This is a genomic window from Victivallis sp. (genome assembly GCF_048170485.1).
Classification (GTDB): Bacteria; Verrucomicrobiota; Lentisphaeria; order Victivallales; family Victivallaceae; genus Victivallis.
The window spans coordinates 23953-40638 of the sequence record NZ_DBEXAY010000290.1 but is presented as its reverse complement, the minus strand read 5'-3'; the positions used below and the strand labels follow the sequence as shown (position 1 = coordinate 40638).

Below are 16686 nucleotides of genomic sequence, written 5' to 3'. Positions count from 1 at the left end.
AGAAACACACGTTCCCTTCCCGAACACGGTAGTTAAGGACTCCAGCGGCGATGGTACTGTACATTTGACTATGGGAGAGTAGCACGGTGCCGGAATTTTTCTTACCTCCAGTTGCTTCGCACACAACTGGAGGTTTTTTTTTCTTCGAAGCAGAAGAGATCTGGCGAGCCGGAGCGTCCGTGGAAGTCCGGCTTCGCAACTGCAAAACCATGCGATAATTACCGCCGGAAAAAGTTGTAAATCCACGGCAGACAGTATATATTATCCAATTCACTGAAATTACAGGAAAAGGCGATGAATCGATTATGATGACTTTGACCCGATATGGTTTGCGCGAGTGGGGAACTGCCGGACTGATCACCCTGGTGATTCTGATCGGCTGCTGGTATCTGATCCGTCACGGGCACCCCGGCTGGGGGTGGTCGGTGGCGGCTGTTGTCGTCGTACTGTTTCTGGCGTTTGCCGCCTTCTTCCGCAATCCGTCGCGGACGATCCCCGCGGACCCCGCGGTTCTGGTCGGACCGGCTGACGGCGTAGTCCGGGATATCGAAGTGGTGGAGGATTTCAACTTCCCCCCCTTCGACGGCAAGGCGCGCCGGATCGGCATCTTCCTTTCGGTGCTCAATGTGCATGTCAACCGCGCTCCCGCCGAGCTCGAGGTGGAGAGCAAATTCTATCGGGAAGGGGAATACCTCGACGCCCGCAACAGCGAATGCGCCAAGCGCAACGAGGCGATGACGATCGCCGGAACCGCCACTGCCGGCGGAAAACGGTTCCCGTTGGCGGTCCGGCAGATCTCCGGCGCCATCGCCCGGCGGATCGTCTGCCCGGTCGATCCCGGCCGGAAGCTCCGCAAGGGAGAGGTCTACGGTATGATCAAATTCGGTTCCCGTACCGAACTCTATCTGCCGGTGGACGGGTTTGAAATCAATGTCAAAGTCGGCGACCGGGTCTACGGCGGCGAGACCGTCATGGCAACGGTGAAGGAGTAGCGGTTATGAAACAACGGTTCCGGGAGCTGATCCAGACGCAGCGCTGGCTGAAATATGTGCCGAACTCTCTGACGCTGTGCAACTCTCTCTGCGGGTTCGCCGCGATCCTCTACATGTTGCGCGCGTATGAGCGTGATCTTACCCGGGGCGATGCGCTCGGGGTGTTCGCCGTCGCCGCGGTGGTCATCTGCTTTGCGATGGTGTTCGATGCGCTCGACGGCTTCGCCGCCCGTATCTTCAATGCGGCGAGCATGCACGGACTTCAGATGGACTCCCTATCGGACATGGTCACCTTCGGCGTCGCACCTGCCGCACTGGTGGCGATCATGACCCACAGCCTGCGTGACTGGGAACTCAACCGCACCCAGGAGATTGCCGTCTACATCCTCTCCTCGGTCTATCTCGGCTGCGCCGCGCTCCGGCTGGCGACCTACAATGTACACGCGATTCTGGAGAAGAAGAGCAGTGAGAAGTTCTCCGGACTTCCTTCTCCCGGCGCGGCGGCCGCCATCTGTGTGACGGTTGTCTTCGCCTACCGGTCCGGAATCCGGCTCAATGCGGTTGCGTTTATTCTGCCCTGCTATGCGGCGGTGCTCGGTCTGCTGATGGTCAGCCCGATTCCCTACATCCACTTCGGGAAATGGCTGGTTTCGGTGCGCCGCAACCGGCGCCGGATGATGGCGCTGATCGTCATGCTTCTGCTGTTGTGCTTCTTCCAGATCTATGCTCTGACCGCGCTGGTTACGCTCTATGTGCTTTCCGGGCCGGTGATGGCGCTTTTCCGGAAGTTCCATACCGCGGTCGCTCCGTCAAACCCGTAATCCTGTTCAGAAGGGGAATTCGTCATGCACTATTTGATTACCGGCGGCGCCGGTTTCATCGGCAGTCATCTTGCGGAAGCGTTGCTGGCATCGGGCGGAACCGTGACTGTGGTGGACAATTTTTCCACCGGCAGCCGTGACAATCTCGCCGCCGTCGTCGACAATCCCCGGCTGCAGGTGATCGAATCGGACGTGGTGACCGATACCGAACTGCTCCGCTCTCTGGTGCCGCAGTGCGACGCAGTCATCCATCTGGCGGCGGCGGTCGGTGTGGAACTGGTGGTGCACGATCCGGTGCGCACCATCCTTACCAATGTGCACGGCACGGAAAATATTCTCCGGCTCGCCGCGGAACATCACCGGCGCATTCTGGTTGCCTCCACCAGCGAGGTGTATGGCAAATCGACCCATGCCAAATTTTCGGAAACCGACGATCTTATTATCGGTTCTCCCTTCAACTCCCGCTGGAGTTATGCGTGCAGCAAGCTGCTGGATGAGTTTCTGCTGATGGCGTTTCACCGCGCCTCCGGGCTGCCCGGCACTGTGGTGCGTTTCTTCAACACGGTCGGTCCGCGCCAGACCGGCCGCTACGGCATGGTTGTGCCGCGGTTCGTCGGACGTGCCCTGCGCAACGAGCCGTTGCAGGTTTACGGCGACGGCGAACAATCCCGCTGTTTCTGCCATGTGGCGGATGTGGTGCGCGCCTTGCTGCTGCTGCTGCCCCGCGAAGACACCTGGGGTGGCGTGTTCAACATCGGCAGTCAGCGCTCGGTCACCATCCGCCAGCTGGCGGAACTGGTGATTGAACGGACGAAGAGTTCCTCGGTCATCGAGCAGATCCCCTACGAGAAGGCGTACGAAAAGGGGTTTGAGGATATGCGCCGCCGGATGCCCGATACGGATCTCATCCATTCCCTCACCGGCTGGAAGCCGGAAATCTCGCTCGAACAGATCATCGACGACGTCAGCCGCTCGCTGGCGTAGCCGTTGCGGTGGTCCGGCGGTGCCGGAAATTCCTTGAGGTGACAGCATGCGTGTTCTGATTACGGCGGGGCCGACCCGCGAAAGAATTGACGCGGTCCGCTTTCTCTCGAACCGTTCGACCGGGAAAATGGGATATGCGCTGGCGGAAGCGGCGCACTCCATGGGCCACGAGGTGACGCTGGTCTCCGGGCCGGTGGCGCTCGCCGCGCCGGAAGGGGTGAAGCTGATCCGGGTGGAGTCCGCCCGCGAAATGGCGGAGGCGGTTCTCGCGGCGGCTCCGGAAATGGATCTGATCGTCATGGCGGCCGCGGTCGCGGATTACCGGCCGGTGACGGTGTTCCCGGGGAAACTGAAGAAACAGCCGGGAAATCTCATGATTGAGCTGGAGCGGACCGAGGACATCCTCGCTTCGCTGGGGGCGCGGAAACGGCCCGGGCAGATTCTGGCCGGTTTTGCCGCCGAGACCGAGGAGTTGCTCGCCAACGCTTCCGGCAAGCTGGCGAAAAAAAATCTTGACTGGATCGCGGCCAACGATGTGAGCCGGAGCGATATCGGCTTCGGCTCGCCGGACAATGCGGTGACACTGCTGGCGAAGGATGGACGGCGGTTCGAATTCGGCCCGGCGCCAAAGCGGCAGATCGCCGAGGCGATCCTGAATGCCATCCTTGGCGAAGTGAACTCTTCTCTTTGAGGAAAAATCCGATGAAAATTCTTTTCTTTTCCGATGTGCACGGTTCTCCGGAGAGCGTGGAACTCTTGCTGGCACAGGCCGGCCGGCTCCAGCCGGAACTTTTCGTTCTGCTCGGCGATGTGCTGTATCACGGGCCCCGTAACCCGCTCAAGCCGGATTATGCGCCGCGGCGGGTGACCGAACTGCTCAATCCGCTCCGGGAGAAGATTGTCGCCGTCCGCGGCAACTGCGACTCCGAAGTGGATCAGATGATGCTGGAGTTCCCGCTGATGGCGGACTACTCCACGTTGCTGGCGGAGGGGCACAAGTTCTTCCTCACCCACGGGCACCACTGGAATCCGGCGACGCCGCCGCCGATTGGCTCCGGTTCCGTTCTCGCGTTCGGGCATACGCACATCCCCTGTCTCGAAACCTGTGCCGATGGGCTGATCGCCTTCAATCCCGGTTCGATCTCCCTGCCAAAAGGAGGAAATCCCCCGTCGTTCGGGTTGCTCGACGGAGGACGGCTTTCGGTGCGGGAACTCGCCACCGGCGAGGAGATGCTTTCGCTTCTCCTCCCGTGAGGCCGCGTTCCGGTCAGGGCAGCCGCATGCACCAGGTGGTGTCGGCGATGAAGCCGAGCAGCAGCAGCCCGAGGGCCACCAGGGCGAGACGCGGGGCGTACTCCCGGAACTCGATGTATTTCGGCTGTTCGATGGTGGTTTTTTCCAGCTGATTGATCTGGTCCATCACCTGTTTCATGCCGTCGGCGTCGGCGGCGTGGAAGTAACTGCCGCCGGTGATCTCCGCGAGCGACCGCAAGAGCTTCTCGTCGAATTCATCCTGAATGCGTTCGAAGCGGGCGCCGCCGAATCCGTTCACCAGGAAGAAGGCGTTGCGACTGCCGATGCCGACGGTGTGGATCACCACGTCGAACTCTTTGGCCAGTGCGGCCGCCTGTTCCGGCGTGAGCCGGTTTTCGGCGGTGTTGCGCCCGTCGGTGAAGAGCACCAGCACCCGCCGGGGCGCGTCCGACTTCTTCAGCCGGTTGACCCCCGAGGCGAGCGGCGAAGCGATTCCGGTGGCGTCGCCGATCATGCCCGGTTCGAGCCGGTCGAGGTGGGCGAGCAGCCAGGCGTGGTCCAGCGTCGGCGGCGCGAGGCTGTAGGCGAGCTGGGCGAAGCCGATGAGTCCGATCCGGTCGTTGGGACGCGCCTCGATGAAGCGGCGGATTTCATCCTTGGCCACTTCGAGCCGGTTTTTCACCTCTCCGGCATTGACCGCGCGGGCGAGCTGACTGCCGCTGGTGATGCTCTGCGGAACGTCGAACGCCTGCATGCTTCCGGACATATCCACCGCCAGGATGATATCGATTCCCTGCGAGCGGATCATCACCTTTTCGTCTCCGTAGCGGGGCCGCGCCAGGGCGACGATCAGCACCGCCGCGCCGATCAGCATGCAGAGCTGCGGAAAGGTCGGCCGCCGCCGGGCACGCACCCCCCGGAAGGGGACTGCGGTCGAAACCACGATCGACGGGCGTTTCCTCCAGTAGACCAGATAGCAGCCGATCAGCGGCGGAAGCAGCAGAAGCAGCAGTACCCAGGGATAAGCGAATTCCATCATTTTTCACCTCCTCCGGCGGACTCCTCCGGCCGGATGCGGGTGCTCTCCACCAGCTCTTCGGCACGCGAAAGCGCGTCGTCGAGCAGCTCCCCGCTGGGCGGCGCCTTGGCGAACTTCACCTGGTCGGCCGCGGTCATGAAATCGCGCAGGAACGGCCGCTGCGCCTCCGGCAGCGGACTGGTCCGGCTGTTGAGTTCGGCGAGAAACTCCGGCGTGGTCCGGGTGGAGGCCGGAATCTCAAACCGGGTTTCCAGATAGCTGCGCACCAGGTCGGTGAGCCGCACGAACCCGGTTTCCAGCGGAATCCGGTGGTCGCGCAGTTCGCCGCGGAGCGCGTGAAGCGCGAGCATCGCCCGCTCCCACGGCGGCAGTTCCGGCGCCCGTTTCCGGCGGCGGCGCCACAGGAACCAGGCCAGCAGTGCCGCCGGAATCAGCAACAGCCACCAGAGCCGGTTCGAAACGGTCGATTTCGTCACGGCGACGGCATCGGCCAGCTGCAGTTCCGCATTGGGGGCGACCTTCGCCGCACCGGCGGAGAAGTCCGGAATGGTCACGGTGAAGAGCACCGGCTCCCCGCCGGATTTCTCGGGCGAAAGTTCCAGCGTCAGCACCCCCGGCTGAACGGTTCCCGGCCGGAAGGGGCGGAGTTCGGCGGCAATCCGCCACCCTTGACGCGACCACTTCCAGCCGCTCCGGTCGATCTCCGGTTCTCCCACCAGCGTCGACCCGTCGCCGGGCTCGGCGACCACCTTGTTCACCCGGCGGAAGAGCGGCAGTTCCAGCTCGACCGACGCGCGGACGGTGGAGCCGAGCTGGATCCCCTCTGCGGGGGCGAGCGTCGCAATCCCCGGCACCTCCGCCGGGGCGGTCAGGCGGAGCGAATACAGATATCCGCTCCCGACGACGAGCACGGCAAGCACAATCACCGCCGCGACCGTCGCTCCAGAATACAGTAAAAGACGTTTCATGGCGGCACCTCAATGGCTCATGCGTTCGCGGCGGCGCGAGAAGAACTCGACCACCGGGCGCAGCACATCCTGACCGCTCTCGATCTCGACGAGATCCACCCGGGCGCGGCGGCAGATCTCCCGCCGCGCGGCCCGCTGTTCGTCGAGCGCCCGGTCAAGTTTTTTCAGATCGCGCGTCCCGCCGCCGAAACTGACGAGCTGACCGGTTTCGGCGTCCTCGACCACCACCGGCGCGGTGCACGGCCAGCGGTGTTCGACCGGGTCGAAAATCTGGAGCGCGATGCAGTCGTGTTTGCGGTTGAGAATTTTGAGACTCGCTTCGAAGGACTCCTCCGAAATCAGGTCGCTGATCAGAAAGATCACGCTCTTCTTTTTGAGCATCTGCGCAGTCTCCCGCAGAGCCAGCGCGATATCCGTCCCCGGCGAAGCGGGTTCGAAGGCGAGCATCTCGCGGATCAGCCGCAGTGTGTGGCGGCGGCCCGATTTCGGCGGCACGTAAAGCTCGATCCGGTCGCTGAACATCATCAGCCCGACCTTGTCGCCGTTCCGGCCGGCGCTGAAGGCGAGCAGCGCCGCGAGCTCCGCCGCGGTCCGCCGCTTGGTCTTCTCGGCCGAACCGAAGGCGCCGGAAGCCGATACGTCGACCAGCAGCAGTACGGTCAGCTCCCGTTCCTCGATGTATTTTTTGATGTAGGGCGACCCCATCCGGGCCGACACGTTCCAGTCGATGTCGCGCACATCATCTTCGGGGGTGTATTCGCGCACCTCGTCGAATTCGATGCCGCGCCCCTTGAACACGCTGCGGTAGGCGCCGCCGGTGATCTCGTCGACCACCCGGTTGGTGCGGATATCCAGCAGGTGTATCTGTTTGGCTATTTCTGGCGGCAGCATGAGTGAACCTCCATTCCCGCGAATGATTCCACAGTTTCCGGACGCTGGAGCGTGTGCTGCACTACGGCGTGCGCAGTTCCGCCAGCAGCCGCTGAATCACGGTGTCGGAGTCGATGTTTTCCGCTTCCGCCTCATAGGAAAGCACGATGCGGTGCCGGAGCACGTCGGGTGCGATCTCCTTGACATCCTGCGGCAGCACGTAGGCGCGCCCTTCGAGCAGCGCCGCACCGCGGGCCGCCAGCGCCAGCGCGATCGATGCACGCGGCGAAGCGCCGAAGCTGATCAGCCCGTCGAGCTCCTCCAGACGGGCTCCCTGCTGACGGCTGGAGAGCTCCGACCGGCAGCCCGGACGGGTCGCGATCACCAGATCGAGGATGTATTCGATGATCTTCTCGTCGATGTAGATCTTGTCGACCAGTTCGCGGGCGGCCATGATGTCGTCGAGTTTGGCGACCGCAATCGCGTTGAGCGACGGAGTCGGATGCGCCATGCGGTTGACCACCGCCGCCTCTTCTCCGCGGGAGGGATAGCTCACGCGGAGTTTGAACATGAAGCGGTCGAGCTGCGCCTCCGGCAAGGGATAGGTTCCCTCCTGCTCGATCGGGTTCTGGGTGGCCATCACCAGAAACGGCGCCGGGAGCTTGAAGCACTCGCCGGCGATGGTGACCTGTTTCTCCTGCATCGCCTCCAGAAGTGCACTCTGCACCTTGGCCGGGGCGCGGTTGATTTCGTCGGCGAGCACGATGTTGGCGAAGACCGGCCCGATCCGGGTCGAGAATTCGTGGGTGTCGGCGTTGTAGATGCGCGTGCCGATGACGTCGGCCGGGAGCAGGTCGGGGGTGAACTGCAACCGGGAGAACGTGCCGTTCAGCGATTGCGCCAGCGTCTTCACCGCCAGGGTCTTGGCCAGCCCCGGCACACCTTCGAGCAGCACGTGGCCGTCGGAGATCAGCGCGAGCAGCAGCCGGTCGATCAGTTTCTCCTGGCCGGCGATGATCCGCCCCATTTCGGTCTTGATGAGCTGGAGCGGCGCCGCCTGGATCCGAACCTGTTCCTGAAGAAGCTGAATGTCTTTTTGTTCCATAATGGTACCTCCTCAAAAAATAATCGTCTGATCGGATGGATCCCTCTTCAATCTATATCCATACAATATGCCGCTTTGCTGGAATGTCAAGCCCCCGGGCGGAAAAAATTCCCCCCATCTCCCGCCGTTCCCGGTGTTGCAAAATATGGAAGCCGGGGATATCTTAATGGCACAGCAATTCAACCGGGAGTGTGACAGTATGCTGAAAGTGGTACAGTGCTGGGACGACGGCGTCATCAACGACATCCGGCTCACCGACCTTCTTCGCCGCTGGGGCGCGAAGGCGACCTTCAACCTCAATCCGGGATTCCATTCCGACGAGCGGGGCGTCAACCGCTGGGCCGGACCGGGCTACAGCGGCTGGAGCTGCCGGGGATTCCTGCCCGGCAAGGTGGGCCGCAGGGAGATGAAGGAGATCTATTCCGGGTTCCGGGTCGCGTCGCACTGCTTCCGCCACGAGACGGTCGGCACACTGCCCGACGACAAATTCGTGCAGGCGGCGATCGACGCCCGCACCTGGCTGGAAGATCTGTTCCAGTGCGAATGCCCCGGGTTCGCCTGGCCCTGCGGCCGGTACACTCCGGAGACCTGCCGCGCGCTCCGCGAGGCGGGATTCGCCTACGGGCGCACCACCCAGAACAGCAGCGACGTCGCCGGCTGTGAGGAGACGATGGCGCTCCACCCCTCCTGCCACTTTCAGGCGAACGACTTCTACGGCCGTTACGAGGAGGCGAAGAAGACCGGCATCTTCTACTTCTGGGGGCACAGCTACGAGATGCAGGAGTATGACGAACTCTGGCGTCAGCTGGAGATGAAGATTCAGTTCATCAGCGAGGATCCCGATTCGGTCTGGGCCGACGTGATCGATATCGTGCCGGAGTGCCACCGCCGCGGCGCCCGCTGAAGAAATTTCTGCCGGAAAATACCGGTTGCGCTTGAAAAACTTCTGACAGGAAGTATATTGCGCGCATGACCGGATTGTTCACTATCTGTCGCCGCCGGAGTTTCCGGTTCGGCCTGCTGTTCGCCGCGTTTCTGTTCGCGGCGAACGGACTTCTTCACCCGCTGTTCCACGGGGCGTCGTGCCGCGGCGAACGGCGTGGTGCGCTCTTACTCTCCGCTTCGAGCCGGATGGACGCCGCCGCGCCGATTGCCGCCGCCGACGCCGACAAACTGCACTGCCCGGTCTGTTCGGGGATCTTCCATGCCGCCGCTCCGGCGGAGCCGTTCCAGCCGGAGATCGTGATCCTGCCGGAGCATCGCGGCCTGCCGCTCTCCGGCGGATTCCTTCCTGACGCGCTCCCGGCCTCCTGCCGGGCGCGGGCGCCGCCTGCGGCCTGAATTCCGTTTTCTGAACTCTTTTGCGGGAACGCGCCGGAACTCCGGGGCGCGTTTCGCTCTTCCTTCTGTTTCCGGAGTGACGGTTTTCAGGAAATACAGCACATGAAATACAAATTTACTTTAGTCGAACTCTTAATAGTAATAGCGATCATCACGATTCTTGCCGGCCTGCTTCTGCCGGCGCTGAATCAGGCGCGGGAGAAGGCGCGGGAGACGAACTGCGCCGGCAATCTGCGGCAGACCGGATTCGCGTTCGCCCTCTATGCGGACGCTTTCGACGGAGTGCTGCCGGTGGTGCATACCGGCACGTTCGATCACCCGCACGAACTTGAGCCGGAGGTGGAGTGGTTCCAGCCGCTGACCGTGATGGGGTACGATCTGAACTATCTGCGCTGCCCGGCGGACCGGGCGTGGAACGACGGGGAGGAGCTGCAGAGCTACATGATCAACGCGATGTTCACTTTCGGGCGGCGGATCTCGTCGCTGAAAAGCGCCTCGAACCGCATCGTCCTGTCGGAGCGCGGGTTCGAGGCGGACGGCACGACGCCGGAATCGCACCAGTGCTATGACGCGATGTGCGAACCTTCCGCCTGGAAGGGGGTGGTGGACATCAGCCGCCACAACGGGCGGGCGAATTACCTCTTCGCCGACGGCCACACCGCGTCACACCGTTTTGAGGAGACGGTTCCCGAGGAGGGGGCGGAGGGATTCCGCACCAACCGCCACTTCGTTTCCGAGTGGTGCGGTTCCTACCAGGAGAAGCACGAGCACGAACACTAGCGAAGCGGCTACTCCCGGCCTGCCGCCTCGACGGTGTTGCTGTGAACTTCAATCCGGCCGGAGTGAAGGATTTCAATCGGCTGTCTCCGCAGTCCGGAAATCTTTGCCCGGCCGGGGAGATAACCGGCGCGCCAGACTCCGGCCATGGTGTTGCCGGTCACGCGGCCGCTTTTCACGCCGAGCAGGAAGATGGCCGCAAACGGGACATCTTCGATTCTGTTGTTTTCGATGACGATGTTTCGATGTTCTGCCGCCGCTTTCGAATAGTCGTCTAGCTGGACGCAGACGGAAATGGCTCCCGGTGTATAATTGTTTGCGGCGGCTTGAGGGCCGCTCTGACTATGACCGCAACTGCGGATTAGATTGGAGCGGATAGTCAAATTGTCGATCCAGCCACACTCTCCCCAGCGGGAATATTCGGCGAGCGCGGTGATTGCAGCCCCTTTGATCCGTTCAAAACGGTTGTTTTCGATTATCCCGTCACTGGCCATGATCCGGAGGCCGCGGGCGCGGTGATCGTGGAAATAGTTGTTGGCGATCCGATAGCCCCGGCAGTTCACGGAGGGGATGTCGAAGACGAAGTTCGCGGGAAGATCGAGTTTTTCTTTCACCGTCACCTCAAAGAGCGTATGTATTCCTCTGCTCCACTGGGAATTCATCCGATGAAGCAGTTTTTTCGCTTCTTCCACGGGATATTCTTCGCCGGGCAGACGACGGTAGGAACAATAGGTATAACGACCAATAATGCGGTAGTTGTTCGGATCGAGCATTCGCAGTGTTGACCCGGGAGTCAGGCGGCTGAAAATCGTCGAGGCAGTGATTTTTCCCGGAACAAGCAGATGAAACGTGTGCTCTCCGGTAATTTTACCGGCAACCTGAAGCGGACCGTGCAGATTGAGCGCATCATCGCCCATCCAGCCGAAGTCGCAGTTTTCCACTGTGATACCCCGCCGGGCGTAGCCGAAGTGAATGCCGTCGGCGACGATGGAAAGCAGCCGGTCCCGCTCCATGCCCGGCAGTCTGGGACCACGTTCGATCCGACAGTTCCGGAAGAGGTCGCCACCTTCGCCGTGGTAACAGCGGAACGCCACCCCGGGCGAGGCTTGGATGGTGATGTTCTCGAATCGGAGGTATCCGGTCATTCCGTGCATATCGATCGCCTGCGCTCCGGCTTTGCCCCGCCAGTCGATCGCGATCCGGTCACCGGGCTGCACATTGACGGGGGCGGCGGTTGAGTCTACAAAACCGGTGCCATCTCCGCGAGATTTGATGTAGCCGTACACATCGCCCTGGTTTTTCTTCCACTCTCCTGATGCGGTGAAAATATGGGAGTGGCAGCCGCCGATCCGGCCGGCTTCCAGCTGCGGATAGCCCCGGTCCAGCTTGAAATGGATCTGCCTGCCTTTCACCGCGGTGACCTCCCCCTGCGTGAAGGGGACCGGGTCATAATCGATGGTGAAATTGCGGAGTGTCACGCCGCGTGTCCGGTTGGTGAGGATTATTGCGCAGACCCCGCGTTTCGGCGTGGCGGTGGTCACGACGATCCGGGCGCCGTTGCCGTCAATCACCCGGTCCCGCAGGTTGGAGAGAACGACCGGACGGGTCAGGCGATATTCCTTCTGCGAAAGAACAATCTGCTTCCTGCCGCTCCGGATGGCCTGATCCAGTTCCGCCTGAAGCGGGTCGACATTGCTTCCCCCCGCCGTCAGGCCAAGACAGAAGAGCAGCAGAACCGGGAGCCGGTGAATTTTACGGAACATGATTTTCCTCCGGTTGTCATCGCACATTGATGAAGTTCACGTCATTGTTCGGGCGCCAGCCCATGCGCTCTTTGGAGAGCATCTCCTGTTTGGTCAGGGATTCCACATGCCCGTCGAAGAACGCGCTGTTGGCGCTGGAGCTGTGAGCGGCGATCCAGATGCTTCCATCGAGGCCGGAACTCGGTTGAAATGCCGCGTAGGCATCCGGGAATTCGGCCGGGTGCCGGTCGGGCCGGACGGCGGTATCGACGGCAAGCATCACCGCGCTCGGAGATTTGAGCCGGTTCAGCAGGGGATAGCAGCCGCCGTAGATGTTGCCCTCGCCGCCGGGGTAATGCAGGAAACTGTTGTTTTCGCGCTGCAGCTTTTTCCAATCGTATGCCGTATTTTCAGCAAGTGTGAGCAGGCCGTAAGTATTGCTCCAGTGATAACTGGAATCTTTCTGCCGCAGTTCGGCGCTTTTGGGGCCGCTGTTTTTGGGGCAGATCAGCAGACTGCCGCGTTTGGTCGGCGGAATGTAATTGGTTTTTTTGCTTAAATAGAGCAGGGCTGCGGAGAAATCTCCCGAACCGGTGTCTACTTTCGCCTCAGGTGGTCCGATGGTGATCATGGTGTCGCTGAAATCAGCGGCGTACAGCTGTTCAAAGGAGGCGATATTCTTCAGATTGCTCTGGCAGGTCGTGCTGTGGGCTCGCTCTCTCGCCTTGTTCAGAGCAGGGAGCAGCATCGCCGCAAGAATTGCGATGATTGCGATAACGACCAGGAGTTCTATCAGCGTAAAAAATGTTCTCATCGCATTTTCCCCTTTTTGCCGGTTCGGGTTTCACGAAACCGTTGTTGGTTGTCATCTTTTGTACGGCAATGTCGAAACGGCATGCCGTGTTGTCTAATTTTTTATTATACCAGAAGAATGGATCGAAAACAACGGCAGATGGTAGGATAAATTTACAAATAAATTGCACAAATCAACATCTGCTGAAAAAAATATGAATGGTTCCCATGCATCTGCCGGAAGAGATAACGGAATCTACAGGAAGAAATTCCGGCCGGAAGATCTCTCATTCCGGCCGGAGTATTGGTACGGTTTCCCGCGGTCGCGGTTCTACCGGACGGGGGGCCGCGTCTGTGGCTCCTCACCGGCACGGCGGCACGGCGACGCATCGCGGATAAGCCGCCGTCGCTGCCGGAGCCGGAAGCAGCTCTTTTTCCGCCGCCGTCGAGAAGAGAAAGGAGGCTTCCGAATTCGGTTCGATCCGGGCCGAGAGCAGCCGGGTGGACCCACGGTGCGGCAGCGTACGGCGCATCGCCTGCTCCACGGCGGAGAACTCCGGCAGCTGCCGCTCCCCGCCGTCGCAGTCGGCCGCAGTGAAGGCCGATTCCGACAGATCGAGCAGAGCGTAGCCGCGCAACAGCAATCCGCGCGAAGAGCTCTCCGCCGGTTCAAAGCGCAGCCTCCGGAACAGCACCCGGGAGCCGCGGGGGAGGGCGGTCTCCAGGCGGCGCAGAGCCGCACCGGTGTTGAGCCGGTCGCACACCTTGCCGGGTTCGCCGCAGGAGTGGCCGGTGTGATAGAGCAGGAATTCACAGCGGGCGCTGGCGTTTTCGAAATCGAATTCCATCGCGGTCAGCGCCACCGTTCCCAGACGGGCGCAGGCGGGCCGGAGCTGGTGCACCAGCGCGGCGACCGCTTTTTCGACGATCGCCGGTTCGGCGAGCGAGGCGAAGAGAAGGCCGGTGGCGTGAGGGTTCCGGGCGGAGGAGGTGTGCGGCTGCTGGTTCATGGACAAAGTTCCTTTCGTTGGGTTGTCGCGCCATCCGCGCTCCTCGCGGATGGTCTGCCAGATAGGGAACTTTGTCAACCCCGGAACCGGCGGATGCCGGCTGCCGGAGCGGCGGAACTCATTGATCGTGGATCGTTTCCCGGAAGAAGTGCGAATTGGTCACCTTGGCGTATCCGGGGTAGCGGGCGCGGATCTCCGGCGGGCAGTCCGGGGGAATGTTCTGGAACCGCCGGTAGAACCAGAGATACTGCTCGGGATAGGCGCGGATGTACCGTTCGGAGATGTCCATCAGCTCCTGAATGACCTCCCGTTCGTCGGCGTATTCGCAGAACGGTTTGCTCAGTTTGGCGGAGTGGGCGGTGACCCGGCCGTCGGCATGGCGGACACTGGTGCCGTAGATGATGACCGCCGGAATCCCTTCGGCGTCGCAGAATTTCTTGAGCACGGCGGGCGCGGCACTGCTGGAGACCGGGATGCCGAAGAAGTTGACGAAGATGCCGCCGACCCGCCCCTTGGTGTTCTGGTCGATCAGCGTCCCGATGCCGCGCCCCTCGCGGAGCGCCTTGATCGCCGCGCGGATGGCGCCGCGGGAGAAGATGATCTCCAGCCCCTTGATCTTTTCGCGGCTCCCGCTGTTGAGCAGCCGGTTGATGTAGGGGTTGCGGACCGGTTTGGCGATCGCGACCATGTCGACGCCGGCGTAGTAGGGCGCCATCACGCCGGAGGCCTCCCAGCTGCCGAGGTGGGGGTTGACGAAGATGATCCGTTCGCCGGCGGCGACGTGCCCCTTGAGTTCGGCGGTGATGTCGGGCGGCAGGCAGTAACAGCGTTCAATCCGGGCGGGATTCCCGTTCAGCCAGATGAATTCGAGCAGGTTGAACGCCATGTGGAAGAGCGATTCCCGGCCGATTCGCGCGACCTCCTCCGGGGGGAGTTCCGGCATGGCGGCGTGGATGTTGGCGCGGACCAGTTCGCGGATTCCCGGCACGAGGTGCATCCCGGCCCCGAACAGGCGCCCCAGCAGCCGGATCATCCGGTAGGGAAGCAGGCGGATCAGGGAGTAGGGCAGCAACACCGCCAGGTATTCCAGCCGGTAGCGGACCGTTTGCATTGGTTTCATCGATCAAATTCCATCTCGTTGCGGATTGTTTTTTCTGTATCGGAGAAAATTTACACTCGCCGGATATTTTTTTCCAGTCCCGCCGGCGGCTTTCTGCCGGGAAAGCGACGGAAATTCCGCCGGAAAGGATCGACAAATCTTCCGAACGGGTGTATAGTAAACAAGAGACACCCAACCAAGATACGGAGATGGATTATGAATCAGTGGATGGAACGCAACGCGAAGTACACGCTGGTCGATGCCGACAGCCAGTTCTCAATCGCTTTCGCCGGGATGAAATTTGAGGAGTCCGACCTGAAGGCGCTCGCGCCGAAGTTTGAACGGGCGACGCGCGAGATGGCCCGGATCGAAGCCGGCGAGATCAAGAATCCCGACGAGCACCGCAAGGTCACCCACTTCACCGACCGCCGGAGCTATCCGGAGAGCGAACTCTTCCGTTCGGTTCAGACCTTTGCCGAAGAGGTCCGTTCCGGCAAGATCACCGGGGAGACCGGCAAAAAGTTCGATGCGGTCGTGGTCAACGGCATCGGCGGTTCGGCGCTCGGGCCGCAGCTGATGCAGTTCGCGATCAACGGCCCCTACTGGAATGAGAAGAGCGACGCGCAGCGCAACGGCTACCTCAAGATCTACTTCCTCGACAACACCGATTCGGCGGAGTTCGCCGATCTGCTCGAAGTGATGGATCCGGAGCGGACCCTCCACCTGGTGATTTCGAAGTCGGGCGGCACCCAGGAGACCAAGAACAACATGATCGCGATGGAGAATTTCTACGCGTCGAAGAAGCTCTCCTTCGCCCGCCATGCCGCCGCGATCACGATGAAGGGGAGCGAGCTGGACCGCCACGCCCGCGAGAACAACTTCCTCGCGATTTTCGAGATGGCCGAATCGATCGGCGGACGCACCAGCGAGACCAGCATCGTCGGCCACGTTCCGGCGGCGCTGACCGGGGTGGATTTCGCTTCGTTCCTGAAGGGCGCCTGCCGGATGGACGACTGGACCCGCACCGTCGACCCGGAGAAGAATCCGGCGATGATGCTCGCCGCGATGTGGTACATCGCCGGAAAGGGCAAGGGGGACCGCAACATGGTGATCGTGCCCTATTCCGACCGGCTGATCCTGCTCTCCCGCTACCTGCAGCAGCTGGTGATGGAGAGCCTCGGCAAGGCGTACGACCTTGACGGGAAAGAGGTTCATCAGGGTCTGAACGTCTTCGGCAACAAGGGCGGCACCGATGCGCACGCCTTCATCCAGCAGCTCAACGACGGGCGCGACGACTTCTTCGCCACCTTCATCGAGGTGCTCAAGGATGCGGAAAAGCTCCCGATCACCGCCAATACCGAGATGGGGACCTATCTGCACGGCTTCCTCGAGGGACTGAGCGCCGCGCTGCGCGGCAAGGGGCGGCAGATCATCACGATTCAGGTGCCGGAGGTGAACGCCTTCACGCTCGGCATGCTGATCGCCCTCTACGAGCGCGCGGTGGCGATCTATGCGGAATTCATCAACATCAACGCCTTCCACCAGCCGGGCGTGCAGGCCTACAAGCTGGCGGCGAAGGGAATCCTCGCGCTGCGCGAGAAGGTGATGGCGAAGCTGAAGGAGCTCGGTTCGGTCGAAGGAACCGCCGCGGAGATCGCCGCGAAGGTCGGCGAACCCGATCAGGCGGTGGAGATCGGCGGACTGCTCGACAAGGCGGCGGCGAACTGCCCGTGCGTGTCGCGCCGTTTCTGCAAAAAGTCCAATGCCTGGATCTACCGCATCGGCTGATCTTGGGTGTCCGGAAGAGGAGAGGCGGCACCGCCGTTCCTCTCCCGTGAAGAGATACAAGAAGGCAGTCGGGTTCGGCTGCCTTTTTTACATCGTCAACTTTT

Annotated in this window: 17 protein-coding genes; 9 read left to right on the top strand and 8 right to left on the bottom strand. The window is 61.8% G+C overall.

The features are described 5' to 3' along the window. Window positions 1–305 precede the first annotated feature (305 nt). The 5 genes from ACMLHG_RS15085 to yfcE are packed head-to-tail and all read left to right on the top strand — an operon-like array spanning window position 306 to window position 4051. The gene (locus ACMLHG_RS15085; protein WP_295812035.1) at window positions 306–992 is read left to right on the top strand and encodes a phosphatidylserine decarboxylase; all 687 of its coding nucleotides are present in this window, start codon (window positions 306–308) and stop codon (window positions 990–992) included. Between the two features lie 5 nt (window positions 993–997). Then, on the top strand, window positions 998–1813 hold the full coding sequence (locus tag ACMLHG_RS15080; RefSeq protein WP_417171028.1) for a CDP-alcohol phosphatidyltransferase family protein: 816 nt from the start codon (window positions 998–1000) through the stop codon (window positions 1811–1813). A gap of 24 nt (window positions 1814–1837) precedes the next feature. Then, window positions 1838–2797 (top strand): GDP-mannose 4,6-dehydratase, encoded by a 960-nt coding sequence (locus ACMLHG_RS15075; RefSeq protein ID WP_295812042.1) that lies wholly within the window; start codon window positions 1838–1840, stop codon window positions 2795–2797. Window positions 2798–2843: 46 nt separating this feature from the next. After that, window positions 2844–3488 (top strand): bifunctional phosphopantothenoylcysteine decarboxylase/phosphopantothenate--cysteine ligase CoaBC, encoded by a 645-nt coding sequence (gene coaBC, locus ACMLHG_RS15070; RefSeq protein WP_295812045.1) that lies wholly within the window; start codon window positions 2844–2846, stop codon window positions 3486–3488. An 11-nt stretch (window positions 3489–3499) separates the two neighbouring features. Then, the gene (gene yfcE, locus ACMLHG_RS15065; protein ID WP_294436633.1) at window positions 3500–4051 is read left to right on the top strand and encodes a phosphodiesterase; all 552 of its coding nucleotides are present in this window, start codon (window positions 3500–3502) and stop codon (window positions 4049–4051) included. A 13-nt stretch (window positions 4052–4064) separates the two neighbouring features. Here the strand turns inward: yfcE and ACMLHG_RS15060 are convergent, their stop codons facing one another. From ACMLHG_RS15060 to ACMLHG_RS15045, 4 genes are all read right to left on the bottom strand, one after another. Beyond that, window positions 4065–5090: a VWA domain-containing protein gene (locus tag ACMLHG_RS15060; protein ID WP_294436634.1), complete on the bottom strand. Its 1026-nt coding sequence runs from the start codon at window positions 5088–5090 to the stop codon at window positions 4065–4067. Beyond that, window positions 5087–6058: a hypothetical protein gene (locus ACMLHG_RS15055; RefSeq protein WP_294436635.1), complete on the bottom strand. Its 972-nt coding sequence runs from the start codon at window positions 6056–6058 to the stop codon at window positions 5087–5089. The genes ACMLHG_RS15060 and ACMLHG_RS15055 overlap by 4 nt, the downstream gene beginning before the upstream one ends. Window positions 6059–6067: 9 nt before the next feature. After that, window positions 6068–6949, bottom strand: a complete 882-nt coding sequence (locus tag ACMLHG_RS15050) for a DUF58 domain-containing protein (protein WP_294436637.1) — start codon at window positions 6947–6949, stop codon at window positions 6068–6070. Between the two features lie 61 nt (window positions 6950–7010). After that, window positions 7011–8033, bottom strand: coding sequence for an AAA family ATPase (locus ACMLHG_RS15045; protein WP_295812064.1), 1023 nt, complete (start codon window positions 8031–8033; stop codon window positions 7011–7013). Between the two features lie 199 nt (window positions 8034–8232). Between ACMLHG_RS15045 and ACMLHG_RS15040 the strand changes: the two genes are divergently transcribed. The 3 genes from ACMLHG_RS15040 (at window position 8233) to ACMLHG_RS15030 (ending at window position 10154) form a co-directional block, all read left to right on the top strand. Then, window positions 8233–8937, top strand: a complete 705-nt coding sequence (locus ACMLHG_RS15040) for a polysaccharide deacetylase family protein (RefSeq protein WP_417171027.1) — start codon at window positions 8233–8235, stop codon at window positions 8935–8937. Window positions 8938–9002: 65 nt separating this feature from the next. Further along, window positions 9003–9374 carry a hypothetical protein gene (locus ACMLHG_RS15035; RefSeq protein WP_417171026.1) on the top strand — a complete coding sequence of 124 codons (372 nt, stop codon included), beginning with the start codon at window positions 9003–9005 and terminating at the stop codon, window positions 9372–9374. A gap of 102 nt (window positions 9375–9476) precedes the next feature. Next, window positions 9477–10154 carry a prepilin-type N-terminal cleavage/methylation domain-containing protein gene (locus ACMLHG_RS15030; protein WP_295812068.1) on the top strand — a complete coding sequence of 226 codons (678 nt, stop codon included), beginning with the start codon at window positions 9477–9479 and terminating at the stop codon, window positions 10152–10154. A gap of 8 nt (window positions 10155–10162) precedes the next feature. On the opposite strand, the gene ACMLHG_RS15025 is transcribed toward ACMLHG_RS15030, so the two are convergent. The 4 genes from ACMLHG_RS15025 to ACMLHG_RS15010 all read right to left on the bottom strand — a co-directional run bounded on the left by ACMLHG_RS15025 (window position 10163) and on the right by ACMLHG_RS15010 (window position 14815). Then, window positions 10163–11914 carry a right-handed parallel beta-helix repeat-containing protein gene (locus ACMLHG_RS15025; protein WP_295812071.1) on the bottom strand — a complete coding sequence of 584 codons (1752 nt, stop codon included), beginning with the start codon at window positions 11912–11914 and terminating at the stop codon, window positions 10163–10165. A 16-nt stretch (window positions 11915–11930) separates the two neighbouring features. Further along, entirely contained in the window at window positions 11931–12707 is a 777-nt protein-coding gene (locus ACMLHG_RS15020) for a prepilin-type N-terminal cleavage/methylation domain-containing protein (RefSeq protein ID WP_295812074.1), read from the bottom strand. Between the two features lie 340 nt (window positions 12708–13047). Next, window positions 13048–13695, bottom strand: a complete 648-nt coding sequence (locus ACMLHG_RS15015) for a hypothetical protein (RefSeq protein WP_294436655.1) — start codon at window positions 13693–13695, stop codon at window positions 13048–13050. A 118-nt stretch (window positions 13696–13813) separates the two neighbouring features. Then, window positions 13814–14815, bottom strand: a complete 1002-nt coding sequence (locus ACMLHG_RS15010) for a lysophospholipid acyltransferase family protein (RefSeq protein WP_294436657.1) — start codon at window positions 14813–14815, stop codon at window positions 13814–13816. 195 nt (window positions 14816–15010) lie between these two features. On the opposite strand from ACMLHG_RS15010, the gene pgi reads away from it, so the two are divergent. Continuing rightward, window positions 15011–16582, top strand: a complete 1572-nt coding sequence (gene pgi / locus ACMLHG_RS15005) for a glucose-6-phosphate isomerase (RefSeq protein ID WP_417171025.1) — start codon at window positions 15011–15013, stop codon at window positions 16580–16582. Window positions 16583–16686 lie beyond the last annotated feature (104 nt).